This window comes from Exiguobacterium sp. ERU653 (assembly GCF_018617775.1).
In the GTDB taxonomy this organism is placed as follows: Bacteria; Bacillota; Bacilli; order Exiguobacteriales; family Exiguobacteriaceae; genus Exiguobacterium; species Exiguobacterium marinum.
In genome coordinates, this window is sequence record NZ_JACSKV010000001.1 from 1,858,661 (window position 1) to 1,879,555 (window position 20,895).

Annotated in this window: 23 protein-coding genes and 1 pseudogene; 11 read left to right on the forward strand and 13 right to left on the reverse strand. The window is 48.8% G+C overall.

Annotation, left to right across the window (positions count from 1 at the left end; all coding sequences use genetic code 11):
• Nucleotides 1–195 precede the first annotated feature (195 nt).
• The 4 genes from KNO95_RS09410 (at nucleotide 196) to KNO95_RS09425 (ending at nucleotide 2,650) form a co-directional block, all read left to right on the forward strand.
• Nucleotides 196–756 carry an RNA polymerase sigma factor gene (locus KNO95_RS09410; RefSeq protein WP_214703077.1) on the forward strand — a complete coding sequence of 187 codons (561 nt, stop codon included), beginning with the start codon at nucleotides 196–198 and terminating at the stop codon, nucleotides 754–756.
• On the forward strand, nucleotides 753–1,475 hold the full coding sequence (locus KNO95_RS09415; protein ID WP_214703076.1) for an anti-sigma factor: 723 nt from the start codon (nucleotides 753–755) through the stop codon (nucleotides 1,473–1,475). The genes KNO95_RS09410 and KNO95_RS09415 overlap by 4 nt, the downstream gene beginning before the upstream one ends.
• A 62-nt stretch (nucleotides 1,476–1,537) precedes the next feature.
• Nucleotides 1,538–2,443, forward strand: a complete 906-nt coding sequence (locus tag KNO95_RS09420) for a Gfo/Idh/MocA family protein (protein ID WP_214878836.1) — start codon at nucleotides 1,538–1,540, stop codon at nucleotides 2,441–2,443.
• Nucleotides 2,444–2,458: 15 nt separating this feature from the next.
• Nucleotides 2,459–2,650, forward strand: a complete 192-nt coding sequence (locus KNO95_RS09425) for a hypothetical protein (RefSeq protein WP_214703074.1) — start codon at nucleotides 2,459–2,461, stop codon at nucleotides 2,648–2,650.
• A gap of 111 nt (nucleotides 2,651–2,761) precedes the next feature.
• On the opposite strand, the gene KNO95_RS09430 is transcribed toward KNO95_RS09425, so the two are convergent.
• Nucleotides 2,762–3,088 carry a DMT family transporter gene (locus KNO95_RS09430; RefSeq protein WP_251125113.1) on the reverse strand — a complete coding sequence of 109 codons (327 nt, stop codon included), beginning with the start codon at nucleotides 3,086–3,088 and terminating at the stop codon, nucleotides 2,762–2,764.
• A 338-nt stretch (nucleotides 3,089–3,426) separates the two neighbouring features.
• Between KNO95_RS09430 and abc-f the strand changes: the two genes are divergently transcribed.
• Complete coding sequence (abc-f, locus tag KNO95_RS09435) at nucleotides 3,427–5,271, forward strand: ribosomal protection-like ABC-F family protein (RefSeq protein WP_214703073.1); 1,845 nt, start codon at nucleotides 3,427–3,429, stop codon at nucleotides 5,269–5,271.
• Between the two features lie 17 nt (nucleotides 5,272–5,288).
• Here the strand turns inward: abc-f and KNO95_RS09440 are convergent, their stop codons facing one another.
• Together KNO95_RS09440 and KNO95_RS09445 are read right to left on the reverse strand one after the other, a co-directional pair.
• Entirely contained in the window at nucleotides 5,289–5,453 is a 165-nt protein-coding gene (locus KNO95_RS09440) for a hypothetical protein (protein ID WP_026824932.1), read from the reverse strand.
• A 567-nt stretch (nucleotides 5,454–6,020) separates the two neighbouring features.
• Complete coding sequence (locus KNO95_RS09445; RefSeq protein ID WP_214878837.1) at nucleotides 6,021–6,869, reverse strand: Cof-type HAD-IIB family hydrolase; 849 nt, start codon at nucleotides 6,867–6,869, stop codon at nucleotides 6,021–6,023.
• 134 nt (nucleotides 6,870–7,003) lie between these two features.
• Between KNO95_RS09445 and KNO95_RS09450 the strand changes: the two genes are divergently transcribed.
• The 5 genes from KNO95_RS09450 to KNO95_RS09470 all read left to right on the forward strand — a co-directional run bounded on the left by KNO95_RS09450 (nucleotide 7,004) and on the right by KNO95_RS09470 (nucleotide 11,852).
• Complete coding sequence (locus KNO95_RS09450; RefSeq protein WP_214878840.1) at nucleotides 7,004–8,518, forward strand: BCCT family transporter; 1,515 nt, start codon at nucleotides 7,004–7,006, stop codon at nucleotides 8,516–8,518.
• Between the two features lie 139 nt (nucleotides 8,519–8,657).
• On the forward strand, nucleotides 8,658–9,932 hold the full coding sequence (gene kynU, locus KNO95_RS09455) for a kynureninase (protein WP_214878842.1): 1,275 nt from the start codon (nucleotides 8,658–8,660) through the stop codon (nucleotides 9,930–9,932).
• A gap of 12 nt (nucleotides 9,933–9,944) precedes the next feature.
• Nucleotides 9,945–10,784, forward strand: coding sequence for a tryptophan 2,3-dioxygenase (gene kynA, locus KNO95_RS09460; RefSeq protein ID WP_196431377.1), 840 nt, complete (start codon nucleotides 9,945–9,947; stop codon nucleotides 10,782–10,784).
• A gap of 15 nt (nucleotides 10,785–10,799) precedes the next feature.
• Nucleotides 10,800–11,423, forward strand: a complete 624-nt coding sequence (gene kynB, locus KNO95_RS09465) for an arylformamidase (RefSeq protein WP_214703055.1) — start codon at nucleotides 10,800–10,802, stop codon at nucleotides 11,421–11,423.
• 99 nt (nucleotides 11,424–11,522) lie between these two features.
• Nucleotides 11,523–11,852, forward strand: a complete 330-nt coding sequence (locus tag KNO95_RS09470) for a sugar phosphate nucleotidyltransferase (protein ID WP_214878844.1) — start codon at nucleotides 11,523–11,525, stop codon at nucleotides 11,850–11,852.
• An 85-nt stretch (nucleotides 11,853–11,937) separates the two neighbouring features.
• On the opposite strand, the gene tnpB is transcribed toward KNO95_RS09470, so the two are convergent.
• The 8 genes from tnpB to KNO95_RS09510 all read right to left on the reverse strand — a co-directional run bounded on the left by tnpB (nucleotide 11,938) and on the right by KNO95_RS09510 (nucleotide 19,636).
• Nucleotides 11,938–13,026 (reverse strand): IS200/IS605 family element RNA-guided endonuclease TnpB, encoded by a 1,089-nt coding sequence (gene tnpB, locus KNO95_RS09475; protein ID WP_214878846.1) that lies wholly within the window; start codon nucleotides 13,024–13,026, stop codon nucleotides 11,938–11,940.
• A 314-nt stretch (nucleotides 13,027–13,340) separates the two neighbouring features.
• A complete protein-coding gene (gene rbsB, locus KNO95_RS09480) occupies nucleotides 13,341–14,252 on the reverse strand; it encodes a ribose ABC transporter substrate-binding protein RbsB (RefSeq protein ID WP_214703050.1) in 912 nt (303 codons plus the stop codon).
• Between the two features lie 22 nt (nucleotides 14,253–14,274).
• Nucleotides 14,275–15,240 carry an ABC transporter permease subunit gene (locus tag KNO95_RS09485; protein ID WP_084483555.1) on the reverse strand — a complete coding sequence of 322 codons (966 nt, stop codon included), beginning with the start codon at nucleotides 15,238–15,240 and terminating at the stop codon, nucleotides 14,275–14,277.
• Between the two features lies 1 nt (nucleotide 15,241).
• Complete coding sequence (locus KNO95_RS09490; RefSeq protein ID WP_026824920.1) at nucleotides 15,242–16,720, reverse strand: sugar ABC transporter ATP-binding protein; 1,479 nt, start codon at nucleotides 16,718–16,720, stop codon at nucleotides 15,242–15,244.
• Between the two features lie 11 nt (nucleotides 16,721–16,731).
• Nucleotides 16,732–17,121: a D-ribose pyranase gene (gene rbsD / locus KNO95_RS09495; RefSeq protein ID WP_026824919.1), complete on the reverse strand. Its 390-nt coding sequence runs from the start codon at nucleotides 17,119–17,121 to the stop codon at nucleotides 16,732–16,734.
• Complete coding sequence (gene rbsK, locus KNO95_RS09500) at nucleotides 17,121–18,005, reverse strand: ribokinase (RefSeq protein WP_026824918.1); 885 nt, start codon at nucleotides 18,003–18,005, stop codon at nucleotides 17,121–17,123. Before rbsK ends, rbsD begins: the two co-directional genes overlap by 1 nt.
• A gap of 3 nt (nucleotides 18,006–18,008) precedes the next feature.
• Nucleotides 18,009–18,986 (reverse strand): LacI family DNA-binding transcriptional regulator, encoded by a 978-nt coding sequence (locus KNO95_RS09505; protein ID WP_214703030.1) that lies wholly within the window; start codon nucleotides 18,984–18,986, stop codon nucleotides 18,009–18,011.
• Between the two features lie 107 nt (nucleotides 18,987–19,093).
• A complete protein-coding gene (locus KNO95_RS09510) occupies nucleotides 19,094–19,636 on the reverse strand; it encodes a GNAT family N-acetyltransferase (RefSeq protein WP_214703028.1) in 543 nt (180 codons plus the stop codon).
• Between the two features lie 74 nt (nucleotides 19,637–19,710).
• On the opposite strand from KNO95_RS09510, the gene KNO95_RS09515 reads away from it, so the two are divergent.
• A complete protein-coding gene (locus KNO95_RS09515; protein WP_214703021.1) occupies nucleotides 19,711–20,157 on the forward strand; it encodes a DUF4385 domain-containing protein in 447 nt (148 codons plus the stop codon).
• Nucleotides 20,158–20,164: 7 nt separating this feature from the next.
• On the opposite strand, the pseudogene KNO95_RS14545 reads toward KNO95_RS09515, so the two are convergent.
• A pseudogene (locus KNO95_RS14545) lies at nucleotides 20,165–20,230 on the reverse strand (RNA-guided endonuclease TnpB family protein); the annotation flags it as partial.
• A 196-nt stretch (nucleotides 20,231–20,426) separates the two neighbouring features.
• Nucleotides 20,427–20,876, reverse strand: a complete 450-nt coding sequence (locus KNO95_RS09520; protein WP_026824913.1) for an OsmC family protein — start codon at nucleotides 20,874–20,876, stop codon at nucleotides 20,427–20,429.
• Nucleotides 20,877–20,895: the final 19 nt, after the last annotated feature.

The window sequence follows — 20,895 nt, forward strand, 5'->3', positions numbered from 1 at the left end:
ATGCTGATGACAGCGATCTTGTTGAGTATCATCACCTATATCATCTCAGAGAAATTACGTTTGTTCATTTATAAAAAACTTCCGACCCAGTCATCTACATGTTCAATAAATAGTCACATAAAATAGGCATCTATTTTTTCGTTTTATACGTTAGATCAATACAAGGGACATCCCTTCTGCGCAAAGGAGTATGTTATGACTGACTTAGAATTATATGAGCGTGTCAGGCAAAAGGACAAAGAAGCGCTCGAAATATTGTACGATCGATATGAACGAATTTTATACGCTTTTGTCTTACAGCTGACAAAGGACCGTGATTTGGCCGAAGAAGCCATGCAGGAAGTGTTTATCAAACTTTGGCGTGGCGGCGGAGTCTACGATGAATCAAAAGGAAAGTTTCGTTCTTGGCTCTTCACGATGAGTCGTCACGTGGCAATTGATTTGATTCGTAAGCGTAAACCCGATTTACAGCTCGATGAATCATATGCTGAGGCCATCCCTTCTGAGTCACCATCCGTTGAGAAAGAAGCAGAGTGGCAAGAAGAACGTGCCCAAATCGAGACGGCCATGGCGACATTACCGGCCGAACAGCAGCAAGTCGTTCGGCTCATGTACTTCCAAGGGCTAAGTCAGCAAAAAATCGCTGATGCGTGCGGCATCCCGCTTGGTACAGTGAAAGGAAGGGTTCGACTGGCGCTGAAGCAACTGAGGAAACAGTTATCCCATGAATTCATCGGAAAGGAGGTAGAACAATGAACGCATGCGACCAATTGATTGACTATTTCAACCAACATCTATCGGAAGATGAACGAGCAAAATTTGAACAACACCTTGCATCTTGTAAAGACTGTCAAGAAGAGCTCGAACAACTCGAAGCACTTGTCGGTGGCGTCGCGTTCTTGTCTACTCCGATTGAACCACCGCGAGGTATGAAAGCGCGCGTCCTCGATCGTGTATTCGAAGAAGACAATGAGCCTATAACATCAACCGTGTCACCTGCTGCTGTTCCACCTGTGACACCTTTTAAACAGAGACGTGAACGGAAAAAAGCGCCTGTTTGGGGAATAGTCGCTTTGGCAGCGGCACTGCTTCTCTCTTTGATCGGAAACGGATATCTGCTCACCAATCAACCCGATTCACCTGGCATCGCATTGACCGAAACGATTCCACTTGAGGGTGAATCCGAAGGGACTGCTTATCTTGCAGAGCAAGATGGTACAACTCAATTGATTGTCCAAACGAACGGCTTATCCTCACTCGACGACAATGAGGTATATCAGGTATGGCTGTTAAAAGATAATGCCCCGATTCCAACAGGCGCTTTCGTCACAGACGACAAGGGCAATGGAACCGTCATCTATACGCTCGACTCAAGCGAAGTCGACGTCGATTGGGACACCGTCGCCGTCACGAAAGAACCGAACCGTGGCAACGAGACCCCGCAAGGTGAAATCGTCTTAATCGCCAGCCTATAATTCATCAACCGGACACATGAGTTGTCCGGTTTTTGTTATGATGTACCAAAGGAGTGATCGTGATGCGAAAACCTAAAGTCGGCATTGTCGGACTCGGAAACATCGCTCAAAAAGCGTATTTACCGATCCTTGCGAACCATCCACTGATTGACCTAGTTGGAGCCTTTTCTCCAAACACATCCAAGCGGGAAAGAATTTGCCAAACATTTCGGATGGCTCCGTTCGAGACGTTGAGTGACCTCGCCTCGTCCATCGATGCGGCATTCGTACATAGTTCGACTGAAACCCATTATGAAGTCGTGTCGTTTTTACTAAATCACGGCGTTGATGTATACGTCGATAAACCGCTCGCGTCAACCTTAGAAGAGGGGGAACGTCTCGTCGAACAAGCCGAACGTCTCGAGCGCAAGTTGATGGTCGGGTTCAATCGACGCTTTGCCCCGATGTATATACGCCTACAACAGGAATGTCAGCCCCACATGATTGATGTAGTGAAACATCGGGAGAGTGGAATCGGACCTCAAGATGTGACCTTCACCTTGCTTGACGATTATTTACACGTCGTAGATACGTTACGTTTCCTTGCCGGCAACGAATTACGACTCGTCTCGGGTCAAATCGAAGTAAACGACAAGCTTGAGCTCCATTTCGCGCGCCACGTCTGGCAAGATGAGCACGGGATGCATACGACGTCCATGCATCGCTCTGCAGGTGCGAATCACGAGCATGTCTCCATCATTCGCGATGGAGAACGATTGTCCGTTGATGAGATGGTCACACTGCACCGCTTCAAGGGAGGACGGCATGAAATCGAAACGTTTGGTTCATGGGAGTCAATGCTCACCCAGCGAGGTTTTCAAGGCGCGATTGATCATTTCGTTTCTGCACTTATCGATGATACAGAGATTTTAACAGACGGTCGTGTCGCTCTTGAGACGCAACGTCTTGTCACGAACTTATTCACATAAAAAGGAGGATTACACATGGATTTCTTTTTTTATATTATGGTCATGGTGATTGTCGTTTCGTCGGTCGGTGCCAATACGATCATTAAAACGAAAGAAGCACGTGTCGAAGAACGTCGCCTGAAGATTGAAGAAGAAAAACTCGCCATCCAGCGTCTCGAACTCGAAATGAAGCGCGAACAAGACAAGCTCGACCATCATGGATTTTAATCAAAAGCGGTCACTCTCTAAAATGAGGGCGACCGCTTTATCGTTACAGATGACGTTCTGAAATCTTCAGTTGTTGCCGTCGTTCCGTAAGCGTCGACCACGTCACAGCGGCTAGAACGAGTACGAAAATGTCCCTTTCCCTTCCCAACCGACGACAATGAGAACACCTACCGTTGCCAATCCGAGCGCTCCATTTTTGACAGGAGTCAGTCGTTCCTTCAACAGGATTCGGGCAAATAAGACCACGAAATCAGGAGTCGCTGCGGTTACAAACGACCCGGTATGTGCATTCGATAGCTTCGTTCCGATAAATTGAAATGAAATCGAAGCAACGTATCCAATGACATCGACGAGTCCGTTCCATTTCCAATCCGTCCGTCGAACCGAATCCCGCCCCATATAATCACCGCAAGGGTCAAACTGAGTGCTCCTAGCCATTCTTTCCTCATTTCCTCGCCTCCTCAATGACGACTATATGAGACGTCATCGCTTCAATTTCCTTCACTTACATTGTCAGCCATATGAAAAACGCTTACAATCAAGGTATAGATTGAATGGAAAGGAGGGAGAAAGGTGAAATTTGTCGGCCGTACGTATTGGACAACTGAACATTTGTACATTTTGCGTGCGATTTTTCACGATGTCGCTTAATCAAGGGACCCGTCTGTCCTTTTTTAGACATTGCTGAATATACGACAAAGCGCCTCTCTCTCTAAATCGAGCGCTTCTTTGCGCTCGGTTTTTTTGATAGGCCCTAACCTTAGGAGGAACCTATTATGTTAATCGATCTTCAACACATTCAAAAACAATACGGTGGGCACGCCGTTCTCACAGATACGAATTTATTTATGAATGAAAACGAACGAGTCGGACTCATCGGTCGAAACGGAAGCGGCAAAACGACACTGTTACGCATCATTGTAGGCTCTGAAGAACATGACGCCGGGACGATTTACCGTCGGCAACGACTCTCCATCGGCTATTTGGTCCAGCTTCCTGACTATCCCGAACGCAGTGGCCGTGACGTCCTGTACACTGCTTTTGAGGAAGTGATTCGCTTAAGCGAAAAGATGGCTCGTCTCGAGCAAGAGATGGCAACGTCGGAACAGCTCGAACGTCTTCTCGAATCATACGGTGCCATCCAAGCACAATTCGAGCATGCGGGTGGATATGTCTACGAGTCAAAAATCAGCGCAATGATTGATGGACTAAAATTGACCTCATTTGTGGATCAACCGTTCGATACGCTTAGCGGTGGTGAACGAACAAAAATCGGACTCGCCTTAGCTCTCCTACAAGAACCAGAGTTGCTCATCTTAGATGAACCGACGAACCATTTGGATTTAGAGGCGATGACGTGGCTCGAGTCCTATTTACAGGATTACGCCTCAGCGCTCCTCATCGTTTCCCATGATCGGGTTTTCTTGGATGCGATTGCCACGCGCATCGTCGAGTGTGAAGACGGTGAATTGACGAGTTATCCCGGAAACTATACCGATTTTGTCGCACAAAAAGAAAAACAGCTGCTCGACCAGTTCCATGCCTATACCGAGCAGCAAAAGAAGATTAAAAAGATGAAAGAAACGATTCGGCAGTTACGGCAATGGGCCAACGAAGGCAATCCACCGAATGAAAAGTTTTATCGTCGCGCCAAATCGATGGAAAAGGCACTCGAACGAATTGAACGAATCAAGAAACCACAACTCGAAGCCGATCAACCGAACATCCATTTCACGACGAACGGACGAACCGGACGCGACGTCTTTGAGGTGACGGATGCGACACTCCGTTACGACCGACCGCTTTTCGAAGGTGTGAATTTTTACACAGGCCACGGGGAGCGCGTCGCCATCGTCGGACCGAACGGAAGCGGAAAGTCTTCTCTTTTAAAGCTGTTGCTCGGTCAAGTCGCACCGCAAATCGGTACCGTCCGTCGAGCCGACCAAGCGAAAATCGGTTATCTATCACAACACATCACGTTCGATGAATCCCATCGATTAATGGAGGCGTTCCGGGACCGCATTGCAGTCGATGAAGGAAAAGCACGTCACCTTCTCGCCCAATTCTTATTTTACGGGGCGAGTGTGTTTAAACCCGTGTCGAACTTGAGCGGCGGGGAGAAGATGCGACTCATGCTCGCCATCCTCGTCCATGAAGAAATCAATGTCCTCGTCTTAGATGAACCGACGAACCATTTGGATATCGAATCGAGAGAAGCACTTGAAGAGGCGTTAGAACGTTTTCCTGGAACGGTCGTCACCGTATCACACGATCGCTACTTTCTGAATAAATTATTTCCGGTGACGTATTGGCTTGACGGGACGATGACACGTTTTGAAGGCAGCGTCGCCTATGCCCTCGAAAAACGCGAACACGACTCAAGCGAGCAACCTAAAACGGAGCACGCAAAACCATCGAAATCGATAAAGCAGACAAAAACCGCTTCGTCTACGGTGGATGAGGAAGCCCATTTGACACAATTAGAAGCAGAAAATCAAGCATTGCTTCAACAGATGAATGAATTGGATGATCTCGATGAGTTAATGGCACTCCAACGTCAAGTCGATGCGTTGCAGCAAGAGATCGATGACGTGATGACACGTTTACTCGAATCCTTTTAAAAAGAAGCGGCACCCGATTAAGGGCGCCGCTTCTTTTGCTCGAATCGAGTCTGTATGAAATAGCCGATGACCGCGATAGCCATCAATCCAATCGGTAACAGACGGTAAAGACCTTCCATCGTTCCCGTGGTCAAAAGAATCATGCCACTAAAGAACGTCCCGAACCAATATAACTTTGGCATGAGATCCCTCCATCCCTGCATTCACTCAATAGAATACCACAAGAAAAGCGCCCATACTCGGCGCTTTTCTCGATTCTCTAGTCCCCGGACTTTCATCCAACCAAGTTTCTACTCGATTGACCGTCCCATCTATGATTTGGTTCGACTAGAGATGTCCAAGTCAGCGTGACGCATCATTCGAATCGATGCATTGTCCATTGGTTCACCAGTTGTTTTCACATCCTAAAGAAAGAAATCGAACAAGTGACTCGTAGACGCTTTGATTGAATGGGCACAACAGGACTTGGTACCTATGTTGTCCACCTATGACGCGGATCATGTGGGATTCCTTATACAAACAGTATGTCTGGTATGTTTGCTTCGATAGCAAACAGAGGCCGACGCATCATCGTTTGGAATACACGATTCACGTTTACATGGACTTTCCCACCCTCTTTCTGCCATCAGCTACAGGTGACAAATATGCCCCCTGTTCCCCGACTCATTTCAGAAAGTGAATGGTTACATGTATACAATATCCGTTTTTAGCATCCTTCAATCCTCGTTCACGATTTCTCCATAATCATTTTATACATAATGTGTCAGCGCGTAGGCGACCCCATTTTCTTCCACGTCCTTTGTGATATGCGTACTCAAATCTTTTAACGGGTCAACCGCATTTCCCATCGCAATTCTTGTTTCGGCTACTTCAAACATCGATACATCGTTCAAATTATCTCCGATAGCGACGACATCACGCATCGAAACCTGATAATGATCAGCTAATTGTTTTAGCGCCTCACCCTTACTCGCATGAGGATGACCAATCTCAATCTTCGTCCATCCTGCTGTCGTAATCAAAATATCATCCCGTGGCTCATAGATTTTACGCAAGCGATGTAACTTTTGGCGATCGAACGAATAGACAAACACCTTATACACTTCATCTTGCGCAAAGTCGATGTCTTCCATCGAATCCATATACGTCAGACCGAATTGCTCATTTTGGATTTCAATCTCACGCTCCGCCCATTCGCGCGTGAACGATTGATCGTGAGGTAATACATCATCAAGTTCTCGTTTTAACAAGTCACTGCCTGACTGAAGGACTTTCACACCCGCATTCGTATAAAATTCGACGTACGCGTCATGCTCCTTGGCAATCTCCCACAGTCCGTTAACGACGAATTGGTCCATGGCGTGATAATAAATTCGCTTGTCCTCATAAAAGCCGATTGCTCCGTTTCCAGACAGAATTGGACAGACGAGATCACTACGCTTCAATAACTCTTCGATATCATGAATCGAGCGCCCTGAACAAATCGCTACGATGTCACCGTCCTCTTGTCGACGACGAATCGTGTCCCGGTTTGTATTTGTTATCACACCCGTACGCGATAGCAACGTTCCATCTAAGTCAATCGCAATCAATTTCATCATATCCCCTCCTCTTTATTTCTTTTCCCGAATCAAGTATTCAAAACACGATGGATTATATATCCTGTTTGCAATGTAGAGAATAGGGAATCGATTACTAGTCCTAAATAATAATTATACCGAAAGGAGACAACATGAAGGATTCTACACAAAAACCACGTTTGAACCGGGTGTTTTATATTTCAGCAAGTTTAATCGCCTTACTCGTTTTATTCGGAGCCATTGCGCCAACCGTATTTTCCTCGATTGCAGGATCTATTTTCAACTTTACGACTCGCTCGTTCGGTTGGTTCTACTTACTTGCTGTTTTCTTGTTTGTGCTCTTTTTAATCTTTTTGGCCTTTAGTAAATACGGAAAAATCCGTCTCGGTAAAGATGACGACCGCCCTCAATATCCTTTCTTCACCTGGATTGGCATGCTATTTTCTGCCGGATTTGGAGTTGGTCTCGTCTTTTGGGGTGTTGCCGAACCGATGAGTCACTTTTTCACGCCGCCGTACGCGGATACAGAGGCATTGACTGTTGAAGGCGCCCGCCTCGCGATGGCCTATTCGTTCTTCCATTGGGGTGTCAGTCAATGGTCTGTCTTTGCGATTGTCGGACTGATCATCGCCTATTTCCAGTTCCGACGAAATGCAGATGGACTCATCTCCACCAGCCTCTCTCCCCTTATTAAAGAGCGTCCGTATAAACAACCTTTAAATCAGACCATCGATATTTTAGCGGTCATCGCTACCGTCATGGGAGTCGCAACATCACTTGGTTTAGGTGTTCTTCAAATCAATGGTGGACTGAACAGTGTGTTCGGACTCCCAAATACCGCTTGGATGCAAGTCGCAATCATCGTCGTCTTGACCGCCCTCTTTTTAACCTCGACGACGACCGGACTCGATCGTGGCATCAAATGGCTGAGTAACATTAACTTAGGTACAGCGCTTGTGTTGATGGTCTTCGTCTTTTTTGCCGGTCCGACCATCTTCATTCTAGAGACACTTACGCTCGGTCTAGGTGATTACTTACAAAACTTCATTCGCTATAGCCTTCGTCTGCAACCGTATCAGCAAGGAACGTGGGTCCGAGATTGGACCATCTTTTACTGGGCATGGGCCATCGCTTGGTCACCATTTGTCGGGGCGTTCGTGGCACGTGTTTCTCGGGGACGGACGATTCGCGAATTCGTGGTCGGTGTCCTAATCGTTCCGCCTTTCATCGCGCTCCTTTGGATTGCCGTGTTTGGGGGTACCGCTTTACATCTAGATTTGTTTGAAGGTACTTCAATCGCGCAAGCCGTCGATGCGGATGTGACGAGCGCATTGTTTGTGACGTTTGCCGAGCTCCCGTTCAGCCTCATCCTGTCGGTGTTATCCATCCTGCTAATTTTGACTTTTTTAATCACGTCGGCAGACTCTGCCACATATATCATTAGCAGTATGACGACGAACGGAAGTTTGAACCCTCCCCTTCCGGTCCGAATCGCCTGGGGTGTTTTGTTAGGAGGAATCGCGGCGGTCTTATTGATTGCGAGCGGCCTTGAAGGACTGCAAACCGCTTCCTTAATTTCCGCCTTACCCTTCACCATCATCCTTTTATTGATGGTCTTCACACTATTCAAGCTACTCCGACAAGAGAATGTACGAAAAATAAAATAAGTTACACTCCTAAACGCTCAAGATCATGCTTGAGCGTTTTTTAGTTTGACTCGCCGACACCTCGTTGTTTGTTGACTTCCTTATGTCCGATTGCTACGATTTTGACAACGTACAAGCTTTAAAGGGGGAATATGGGGAGATGAACGATTTCACACGTGCTTACGCACAACAACTAGACAAACAAGACCCGCTCGCATCGTACCGGGAAGAATTTTATTTACCGGAAGACGGGATTTATATGGATGGAAATTCACTCGGTCTCTTATCGAAACGAGCCGAGCGAACACTTCTTGAGTCGCTTGCGGATTGGAAAGAACTCGGGATTGACGGTTGGATGTCTGGTCGTCATCCTTGGTTCAACTTGTCCGAAGAGTTGGCCGCACTGAACGCGCCGCTCATCGGTGGAAAGTCGGAAGAAGTGATGGTGACCGGTTCGACGACGGTGAACTTGCATCAACTCGTCGCCTCTTTCTTTAAACCAGAAGGCAAACGAACAAAGATTTTGGCAGACGCCCTCACGTTCCCGTCTGATATTTACGCTCTGAAGAGTCAGCTCGAATTGCGCGGGCTCGATCCTGTGGAGCACCTCGTTCAAGTGGACAGTCCGGACGGGCGCTTCTTAGTAGAAGATGATTTGATTGCCGCAATGACCGACGAAATCGCGCTCATCGTATTGCCGACCGTCCTCTACCGGAGTGGTCAAATTTTAGATATGCCTCGCCTAGCGAAAGCGGCGCATGAACGCGGTATTTTAATTGGATTCGATGCTTGTCACTCCGTCGGCGCCATCCCTCACGACTTCCATGAATGGGGTGTCGACTTCGCTTACTGGTGCAACTATAAGCATTTGAACGGAGGTCCGGGAACGGTCGGTGGCTTGTTCGTTCATGAACGTCACTTCGGCACGACACCGGGACTGGCCGGATGGTTCGGTTCGCGCAAAGATAAACAGTTCGATATGGACCATACGATGACACCGGCCGAACATGCGGGTGCATTCCAAATCGGGACGCCACACGTCATGAGTCTCGCTCCACAACTTGGCGCCCTCGAGATGTTTAATGAGGTCGGAATGGAAGCGATTCGCCAAAAATCACTCGCGCTCACGACGTATATGATGGATTTGATCGAAGAGATGCTCGCACCACACGGATTCTTCATCGGCAGCCCAACGGACACACGTCAACGCGGTGCCCATTTGAGCCTCGAACACCCAGAGGCGGCACGCATCTGTAAAGCGTTGAAAGAGCATCGCATCATCCCAGATTTCCGGGCACCGAACATCATTCGTCTCGCACCCGTCGCACTGTACAACACGTTCACCGATGTGTATGACGTGATTGTGACGTTGAAAAAAATCATGGATGACAAAGAATATGAGGCGTTTGAGAACGTCCGTGAAGTGGTCGCATAAGGGGGAACTGTCATGAGTGAACGCACGGAACATAAAGTGGAAAAATCGATTCAAACGGACTTTTCAAAAGACATGTCGTACGGGGACTATCTCCAGCTCGACCCGATTTTATCGAGTCAGCATCGCCTTTCCGACCATCACGATGAGATGCTGTTCATCATCATCCACCAGACGAGCGAGTTGTGGATGAAGCTCATCTTGCATGAATTGACAGCAGCCACGACGGCCATCACGAACGGCGAGCTCGAGCGTTCGTTCAAGATGCTCGCCCGCGTCTCGAAGATTCAGCAGCAACTCATCCAGTCATGGGGCGTCCTCGCGACGTTGACACCGGCCGAGTATTTAGAGTTCCGAGATCAACTCGGCTCGTCCTCTGGTTTTCAGTCTTACCAAAACCGACAGATCGAATTCGCACTCGGCTTCAAAAACGCACGGACGCTCAGTGTTTACGCACACGATAAAAAATTGTATCCATTGCTCGAAGGCTCGCTACAGGCTCCTAGCATTTATGATGTGACGGTCCGCGAAATGCATCGTCGGGGTCTATCGATTGATGCGAGCGTGCTCGAACGTGATGTCACCCAGGATTGGGAATGGAATGAAAGTGTCGAGAAGGCATGGGTCGAAGTCTATCGAGACGTCGATACGTATTGGGACTTATATGAGCTCGGTGAAAAGCTACTCGATATCGGGAGTCAGCAACAGATGTGGCGCTTTAACCACATGAGTACCGTGGAACGCATCATCGGACAGAAGATGGGGACAGGCGGCTCGTCTGGCGTGAACTACTTGCGTCGCGTGCTCGACCATCGCTTCTTCCCAGAGCTTTGGACGGTCCGGACATCACTATAAGAGGAGCTGAACGAAATGACTTGGATTGATGTATCACAGCCACTTCATGCCGATGTTACGACATGGCCGGGAGATACAAAATTTTCATATGAAATCGCGTGGCCGATGGCAGAGAGTGGTTCCGTCAATGTCGGGAAGATGACATTGAGTTTACATCTCGGGACCCACATCGATGCACCGTTCCACTTTGACGACCACGGGAAGCGCGTGATTGACCTCGATCCGTCCGTATATATCGGTCCAGCCCGTGTGATTCATCTACCGCATAAGGCAAAGATTGAAGCATCTGATTTGGATGGTCACGATTTGACTGGGGTCGAACGCCTCATCTTAAAAACGGATGGTTGGCCCGATAAGCACGTCTTTCCCGAGACAATCCCTGAACTGACACCCTCTCTTGCCGATCGTCTCGGAGAACTCGGAATCTTCTTGATCGGACTCGACTTACCGTCCGTTGATGCGATTGACAGTAAAGAGATGAGCGGCCATCACGCGTTAGCACGAAATGGTGTGCATATCCTAGAAGGACTCGTTTTAGACAATATCTTACCGGGAGATTACGATTTGAATGCCGTCCCTCTCCCAATCGTCGAAGGGGATGGAAGCCCCGTTCGCGCATTGCTTCGCCCTATATTGTAAAGAGATAGCCGGAACCGGCTGTCTCTTTTTTGATTAGACAGGGATAGTCCGACGTTTGGCGAAATAGATGAGAAACTCTATTTGAAGAGAGGACATTCGATGAAGATTCTATTATTATCTGGCGGTGATGGAAAAAGACTATGGCCACTTCCGAACAATTCGAATGCCAAGCAATTCATTCGTTTATTTCCTAACAGAAATGGAACGAAACAATCAATGCTTGAAAGAGTTTACAGTCAACTAAAAATACAAGATTTAGACACTAACACTTTCATTATCACAAATGTTCAGCAAAAGGACTGTGTCATTCATCAAGTTGGTACAGATACTAATATCATTTCCGAACCAACTCGTCGTGATACATTTCCCACTATCGTTCTCGGGGCAAGCTATGTGAACTACTCGCCACTTATTTGCTTCACAACTTGAAGTGGGAGCTTCTTGGGAAGACCGTGCTCTTACCAGCCACGGTTGTTTACCAAGCTCGTCGGGCAGTCCCTGCCCTGAATGGTTGTCAGTCGGCCAACATCAATAGGTTGAGGCTCGCATTGATGTCACGGTCATGGTGCGCGCCACAGGCACACGTCCATTCACGGACATCCATCGTCTTCTTCTCGCCTTTTGCTCCGCAAATGGAACAGATCTGGGTCGATGCGAACCATTGATCTGCCTTGATAAGCGTCCGTCCACAGAAGTTTGATTTGTATTCGAGTTGCCGGACGAACTCGTACCAACTGACATCTGCAATCGATTTGGCGACCTTGTGGTTCTTCATCATGTCCTTCGATGTCAATGTCTCCACGACGATGACTTGGTTCTCGTCAACGATCCGTCTCGACAGCTTGTGAAGGAAGTCCTTGCGTTGGTTGGCAATCTTTTCGTGTTTCTTAGCCAAAAGTAACTTGGCTTTTTCACGATTCTTGCTTCCGATCTTCTTTCGCGACAGCGCCCGTTGCGCCTTCTTGACCTTCGCTTCGGACTTCCGGAGAAGTCGGGGGTTGTCAATCTTCTCCGAGACCATCGCGTCGTTCGTCATGACGGCGAAGTGATCCAGGCCAAGATCAATCCCGACCTTGTTCTTGGCTGGGATCCACTTTTCCTCATCTTGATTGACGAGGATGGAGATGAAGAACTTGCCCGTCCTCGTCATCGAGACCGTCGCCGACCGGATGACGCCCTCGAACGGACGATGTTGTTCGAACTTCACGAAGCCGATTTTAGGAAGTCTCACCTTGCCGTTCTCGATGCGGATCGTGCCGTGCTGGTTGTTCGTCGTGTAGGAGGCGCGCGACCGCCGTCTCGATTTGAACACCGGGAAGCCGCCCGTCCCGGCGAAGAACTTCGCGAACGCGGTGTCGAGGTTCAGCTTCGCGTTCGCGAGCGCGAGGCTGTCCGCCTCGGCGAGGAACGGGAAGAGGGGCTTGTAGGAGGCGGGTGTCGCCGGTTTCCGTCTCATTCCGCTTCCCGCTTTCGCCTCCTCGCGGATGGCGATGCGGTCCTCAAGTAGCTTGTTGTAGATGAACCGGGCGCAGCCGATCGTCTTGATGAGAAACTTGGCCTGTGCAGGCGTCGGGTGGAGCCTATATTTGTAGCCTTTCAGCATGTCTGTCCCTCCTCCCTACAGAAGATTATGATATATCCTCCTCGTCCGATACCCGTGAAAGGGGAGGGAGAATCTGACGGAATAACGAACTTTTGTTCGTCATATCTGTCACAGGGGGGAAAGACGTTTGGACCGGGCGATTCATCTCCCACCTACGCCGGACTTCGCCCCGAGACGCTTAGAGGAGGGAGAATTCTCGCCTGATTTAGTTAAAACCTATGAACAACGATACACAATTTCTCAATTCCCCATATAAATAAAAATCACCTCACGAGCTCTACCCGAAATCAAGGCATCGTGAGGTTTCTACTGACTTATTTGATTAATTCGAGTTCAACTGGAATGTTTTCCTCTACTGTTTCACCTTTCAAGTGGTTGATTGCCGCTTCTACACCCAACTTTCCAATCTCAGTCGGTTTTTGCGCGACGGTCGCTGCCATTGTTCCCTCTTCGACTGCATTGACTGCATCGTCTGTCGCATCGAATCCGATGACTTTGACATCACTCATACCAGCCGCATCAAGCGCTTGTACGGCACCGAGTGCCATCTCGTCGTTATGTGCGAATACAGCGACGATATCTTTGTTGTCTTGTAAAATATTCTCCATGACCGTCAATCCTTCCGCACGGTCAAAGTTCGCAGATTGTTTCGCGACTACCTCGAGTTTCCCATCGATTGCTTCGTTGAACCCTTGACCACGGTCACGTGTCGCAGATGCCCCAGGAATCCCTTCGAGCTCGACGACTTTTTGACCTTCACCTACGAGTTCAACCATGTAGTCACCTGCCAATTGGCCGCCTGCAACGTTATCTGATGCCACGTGTGCGACGACGTCACCTGTTTCAGCGTTACGGTCTACCGTGATGACGGGAATGCCTGCATCGTTCGCTGCCTGTACTGCCGCACCGACCGCTTCTGAATCCGTCGGGTTGATGAGGATCAAGTCCATTCCCTTTTGAATCATGTCTTCAACGTCATTCACTTGCTTCGCAGCATCGTTTTGTGCGTCCGCTACAGTCAAAGTCGCATCCATCTCTTTTGCCTGCTCTTCTGCCCCTTCTTTCAATGCGACGAAGAACGGGTTGTTCAATGTCGAGATGGATAAGCCGATTTCATAATCCCCATCTTTCGTTTCCGTCTCAGAGTTTGATCCTGGTTGTTCAGTCGAGCAAGCTGCCATTAGTACCATTGTCAGTGCGAGTAGCCAAGCTGTCCATTTTTTCATGTTCCGTTTCCCCTTTCGCGTGTTACGCGTTTTGTCGACGATCAAGTAATACTGCAAACAATATAACTGCACCTTTTACGACGAGTTGGAAGAAAGATGACACGCCGAGAAGGTTCAATCCGTTGTTTAACGTTCCGATGATGAGTGCCCCAATCAACGTTCCGACAATCCAGCCTCGCCCACCCGCAAGACTCGTTCCCCCGAGAACGACAGCCGCGATGGCATCGAGTTCATACGACGTCCCAGCCGTCGGTTGTGCGGAGTTGAGGCGCGATGTCAAAATGATACCGGCGAGTGCTGCAAGCATCCCGGATAGCGAGTAAATCATGATTTTGACTTTATTGACGCCAATTCCCATCAATTTAGCTGCTTCTTCATTTCCACCAATCGCATACGTATGACGACCGAATGTCGTTTTTTTCAAGATAAAATAAAGGACACCAAATGCGAGGAGCATCGTCAATGCCGGCACTGGAATAATCCAGAAATAGCCGCGCCCGAGCATCTCGAACCAACCGGAATCTCCGAGACCCGTGATTGGTCGACCGTCCGTATAGACGAGCGTCAATCCACGGTAAATCGTCATCGTGGCTAATGTCGCGATAAACGGCGCCACTTTCCCGTACGTGATGACCGTACCGTTAAAGGCACCGAGAAGAGCACCTGCAATCAAACCGAGCGCAACGGCCATAACGGCATGTTGACCATCCACCATCATACCCGCTACCAATGCGGACGAGAGAGCTAAAATCGATCCGACCGATAAGTCAATTCCACCTGTCAAGATGACAAACGTCATCCCGAAGGCAATCAAGGCATTGATGGACACTTGTCGAAGTACGTTAAAGATGTTATTTAATGATAAAAATCCTGGTTCGAGCGCCGTCACTACGACGACGATGACGAGTAGACCAAACAATGGACCTAACTTTTGTCCCCATCCGAGTCGACCCGGGCGCTTCAGTGCGGTCGTTGCTTTCAATTCCATATCATTGCCCTCCTGTCGCATACGTCATAACTTTTTCTTGCGTCGCCTCTTGTTTCGTGAGCGTACCAGTGATAACACCTTCCCTCATGACGACGATGCGGTCACTCATCCCGAGCACTTCCGGTAAATCAGAAGAGACCATGATGATGGCAACACCTGATTCCGCGAGATCGCTCATGATGTTATAAATTTCTTTCTTGGCGCCGACATCGACGCCACGGGTTGGTTCATCCAAAATCAAGACATCCGGCTCTACGCCCAACCATTTGCCGAGCACGATTTTTTGTTGATTTCCTCCAGATAACGATTTCACTTTTTGTTCCATCGAATGGTGCTTGACCCGCAGTTTTTGCAAGTACGTCTCCGCGAACGTCGCTTCTTGATGTTTCGAGATGACGGACCCTTTCGTCCGCTTGTCGAGTGTCGGGAGTGACAGATTTTCTCGGAGCGAGAAGTCGAGAAGCAAGCCTTCGCCTTTTCGGTCTTCCGTTAAAAAGGCGATGCCATGTTTGATGGCGTCTGCCGGAGTTTTGATGCGAATCGGCTTCCCGTTCAGTTTAATGACTCCCCCTTTATGAGTGTCTGCCCCGAATAGGGCACGCATCACCTCGGTCCGTCCCGCTCCCATCAACCCTGAGAATCCGATGATTTCTCCTGCGCGAACGTTGAACGATACATTGTGGAACCGGTTACCTATTAAATCATTTACTTCGAGCACGATGTCCCCGAGCGTCGCAGTGCGCGTCGGATACCGTTCACCGATTTCACGTCCGACCATGTCGCGTACGGTTTCCTCAAAGGAAGTGTCTTGAATCATACGTGTTGAGATGGACTGTCCGTCCCGAAGTACGGTAATACGGTCACACAAGTCAAAAATTTCTTCCATCCGGTGGGAGATGTAGATGATGGATACTCCCTGGTCCCGTAATGCCCGTGATACGGCGAAGAGTGCCTGAATTTCGCGGTCCGTCAAGGCAGCTGTCGGTTCATCCATGACGATGACTTTCGCGTCCGTCATGAGCGCCTTCGCAATCTCAATCATCTGTTGCTGACCGACAGATAAATTGCGTGCCACTTCATTGACGTCCATGAAGACATTCAATTCTGCTAAATACTCCCGAGCCCGCCTCGCCATCTCTTGCTGTTTGATTGTCCCAAACGGCCCCGTCAGTTCTCGACCGAGAAACAGGTTCTCCGTCACCGTCATCTCAGGTAAGATATTGAGTTCTTGATGAATGAAGGCGATGCCTTCTTGCTCCGCTTCTTTTGGGTGCTTGAATTGCCGTCTCTTCTCATCGATCAGGATCTCTCCTTCATCTTGAGCGTGAAGACCGGTCATCACTTTCATCAACGTCGATTTCCCGGCACCGTTCTCACCCATGAGCGCATGAATCTCTCCAGGTAACAGTTCAAAATCGACTCCTTTTAAGACGGAGACTGGCCCGAACGACTTATGGATGCCTTTCAACTGAATATGCATCGAATCCCCCCTTAAAAAATGACCCCGGCGTGTAAGATAACGTTGGCGTAAGGTGTCGCTTCCCCAGTTCGAATGACGACTTTTGCTTTTGCGACTTCTCGTTTAAAGTCTTCATGCGAACACATGTCGATGCTCGTGTACCGTTCTTTCAGTGAATCCGCAATCGTCGGGTTGTGTGTGAGAATTTCCTCGGCAATTGTAATGCGCTCCACGACCATATCAGAGTCAACGGCATCTAGTACGTCTAAAAAAGAAGGTTCCCCGATGCGAAGACTGAGATCGACACGCTTCACACCGTCCGGAATCGGCAACCCGCAATCCGCGATGACGACTCGATCCGTATGTCCGAGGTCAGCAAAGATTTTAGCTAAATGACTATTCAAAATTCCTTGTTTTTTCATCACACGCGCTCCAATCGTTGTTGTACATCTTGCCGTGTCGGCATACCGCCTTGTGCACCAAAACCTTCGACACTCATTCCTGACGCGACCACAGCAAATCGAACAGCTGCCTCTAGGTCACCCTGTTCACCAAGTGCGACAGCAAGTGCCCCGTTGAACGTATCCCCGGCTCCTGTCGTATCGACGACGTTCGCTCGAATGGCGGGTACGTGTCGCACCTGTTTCCCATCGTGGAATCGAACGCCATGGACGCCTTCCGTGACAAGTAGCTTGTTCGGATAGCGTTCGAGAACGTCATCCACGGACATTCCGTTAAATAAGTCACGGCACTCATGTTCGTTCGGTGTCAGATAAGTGACTTGTTCAACCACTTCTGGCGGAAGCGGTTGAGACGGTGCCGGATTGAGTAACACTGGAATCCCTTTTGACTGACAATAAGACGTCACTTGTTTGACCGTTTCAATCGGAATCTCGAGCTGTAAGAGTACGAACGACTGCTCATCGAGAAGTTGATTCAGTTCATCCTCCGTGAAGACGACCTTCTTGTTCGCCGATTGGACGACGACAATCGAATTATCCTCTTCTGCCAATACGATGTGAGCTGTACCGGTCACTTCATCTGGTATAATGCGAACGTGCGTGACATCGACGTTGTGCTGTTTGAAGTTTTCCACAACCTGTTGTCCGAATGGGTCACTTCCGACACAGCCGACCATCTTTACAGCGCCGCCTAACTTGGAGGCAGCGACTGCCTGGTTCGCACCTTTCCCCCCTGGAACGGTACGGAACGACTCACCGATGACCGTTTCCCCTGCTCTTGGACGTTTGTCGGACGTGACGACGAGGTCCATCGATATACTGCCAATGACAACAATGCGTTTCATTCTTTATCTCTCCTTCCGCTTTGTCGTTTGTCTTTCAAGTAACGTGACCGGTAATAGCATCTCTTTCGGTCGCGTGTCTTTCTTCTCAATCAAGTCCAGTAATCGTTCGGTCGCGACTCGTCCCATCTCATAGATGGGTTGCACGATGGTCGTCAGTGGTGGAGACGTCATCTCACCTAGCTCGATTCCGTCATACCCGATGACCTGCAGTTCTTCCGGGACACGAATGTTCCGACGGACGGCTTCCTGCAACACAGCGGCCGCAATCACATCGTTCGCTGCGAAGATCCCATCGAACGGCCAGGAATGGTCGAATAGTTGTTGGGATGCTTTCAAAGCATCTTTAAACGTGAAAGTCGATTCGGTCATTCCGACAAGCCTGTCTCCTGCCGCTTCGACGAATCCTTCCGTCCGACGTTTGACTGTCTTTAAATGATCCGGACCGGCAATATGTGCCAGTCTTGTCGCACCACGTTCTAGCAACGTGTCGGCCGCCAACTTCCCACCCTCATATCCGTCAGATATAACCGCATCGATGCCCGCTTTCACGATTCGGTCAAGTGCGACCATGGGTAAATCTAACGTTTCGTAATTCGGATTGTGTGAATGGTTCGTCGTGATAATCAAGCCATCGACGTGCATCGTCTGCAGGGCAATCAAATACGTCTGTTCTTTTTCAAGTTGTTCGTCCGTGTTACATAAGACGACTTGATACCCGTGCTGATTTGCAACGTCCTCAATCGCCCGAGCCAACTGTGGAAAGAACGGGTTCGTGATGTCTGGCATGATGAGCCCAATCAAATTAGACGATTTTTTATAGAGTGAACGCGCGACTCGATTTGGTGCGTAGTTCAATTCCGCAATCGCCTTTTCAACCGCTTCTTTCGCCTCTTCGCTCACATATCCGCTTTTGTTCATGACGCGTGACACTGTCGCCACCGAGACGTTTGCGTGTTTTGCCACTTGCTTGATGGTCGCCATTTGACATCCTCCGTTCTGGAAACGCTTACAAAACCATCTTAATGTGTAACCGGTTACATATCAAGGGTTTTTTTATGATTTCATGAAAAAACACACTGAACTCATTCTCAGTGTGTGATTGAAACAGGGTTTAGTTGTACATAGACGAGGCAATCTACCGTTCGCCCATCGAGTCGGGTCAATTCTTGCGTTTTCGTGAACGCATAAGTGAACCCACATTTCTCAACGACGCGTCGCGATTGATCATTGAAGCTGAAATAGCCGCACCAAATCCGCTCTAGCTTTAACTCTTCGAATCCGAATCGAATCATCGCCTGAACGGCTTCCGGCACGTAACTATTCCCCCAATGATCTGGACTGAGCACATAGCCGATCTCACGTTGTGCATCATGTTGAATCGACGGATCCGGTCTTCGATCATGTAGTCCGATGCTGCCGATCACTTGCCCGGTCTCTTTCAAGACGATGGCCCATACATCGGCTTCCTCGATAAACAGTTGAATAACGTCCCTCGTTTCGTCAATCGATTCATGGGGTGCCCAACCCGCCATCGGTCCGACACGCTCATCTTTTGCGTAATGATACATATCTTCTGCGTCTTCTAACGTGAACGCTCGTAACATCAATCGTTCTGTCTCTAGAGTGATCATATCAACCCGTCCTTTTACTTTGAGTTGTTTCCTCCACCGACCTAATGGGAAACGTTAGGCGAGGAGGTATAACGATGCCATTTGATTATGATTTAAACTTTGATGAAATCGACTTCCGACAACAACCCGAACTGTACCGGGTCGGTCGTGGCGAACAAGGTGTGTTACTCGTCGAGCCATATAAAAGTGAAATTTTGCCCCATTGGCGATTCAAGACGCCAAAGATTGCCAAGCAATCCGCTGAAGAAATCATGGAATTGTTTGAAGCGTATCGCGCAAACGATGATTTCGTCGGGATGGATATGGCCCGAAAGTTCATCCAAATGGGCTATACACGGGCCCGGCGCTATGCCAATTATAAAGGCGGTCGTAAATATAAAGAAGACGGTGACATTCATGAGCGTCAAATCGATGAGGAGAAGGCAGAGTCCGCTCGTATCTTCAAAACGTATTGGGATCAGCTCCGTGCCGATGACGATTATTTACGACGTAAAAAGGCACATCAAAAACAGTACGGGTGAACTACTCGCCACAAGCGGAACAAATTTGCGTTGATGCGTACCATTGATCTGCCTTGATGAGTGTCCGTCCATAATCGCCTGATACGTCATCATCTCCTCAATTCCTTCTTCAGAGGGAGTTTGATTATAAAAGTCATAAGGAGCTACGTAGGTCCATTCTTGAATTCGACTTGCCCATTCACGTGTCATTGCTTGGTGATGCATTCGTCTCCCCTCCGTGCTCTTTTGCTCGGTTTACTATGTAAAAAAAGATGAGGTTTCCCCCATCTTTATTTTCGAACCCATTCTGCCGTCATCGCGACATCAGCCGTATGCATGAGATTGTGGATTGGACATCGTGCTTCGACGCCTTTCCGTAATTCCGCAATCCGCTCATCCGATTCGGTCGTGTCGAGTACGATTTTCATATGAACCGACTCGAAGTAAGTGCGCACACCTTCCATCCCTTGGAACCCTCGTGGATCGAGTGTCCCTTCCGTCACGAACTCGACCCCTTCATACTCAAAGCTCATGTCCTGGGCGACATAAGCAATCATGACGGTCGTACAAGACGATAATGCTCCGAGAAGATATTCGAGTGGGTTCGGCCCCATATTCGTTCCACCGAGTCGCTCCGGCTCATCTACGATAAAAGGGGTGTGTTCTCCTACACGCACAGTCGTCTTGACGCCTCCAGCCTCTCCTTCGGCGCGCATCGTCACTAACGGTCTTTCTGACATGTTCCATCCTCCTCTCAAT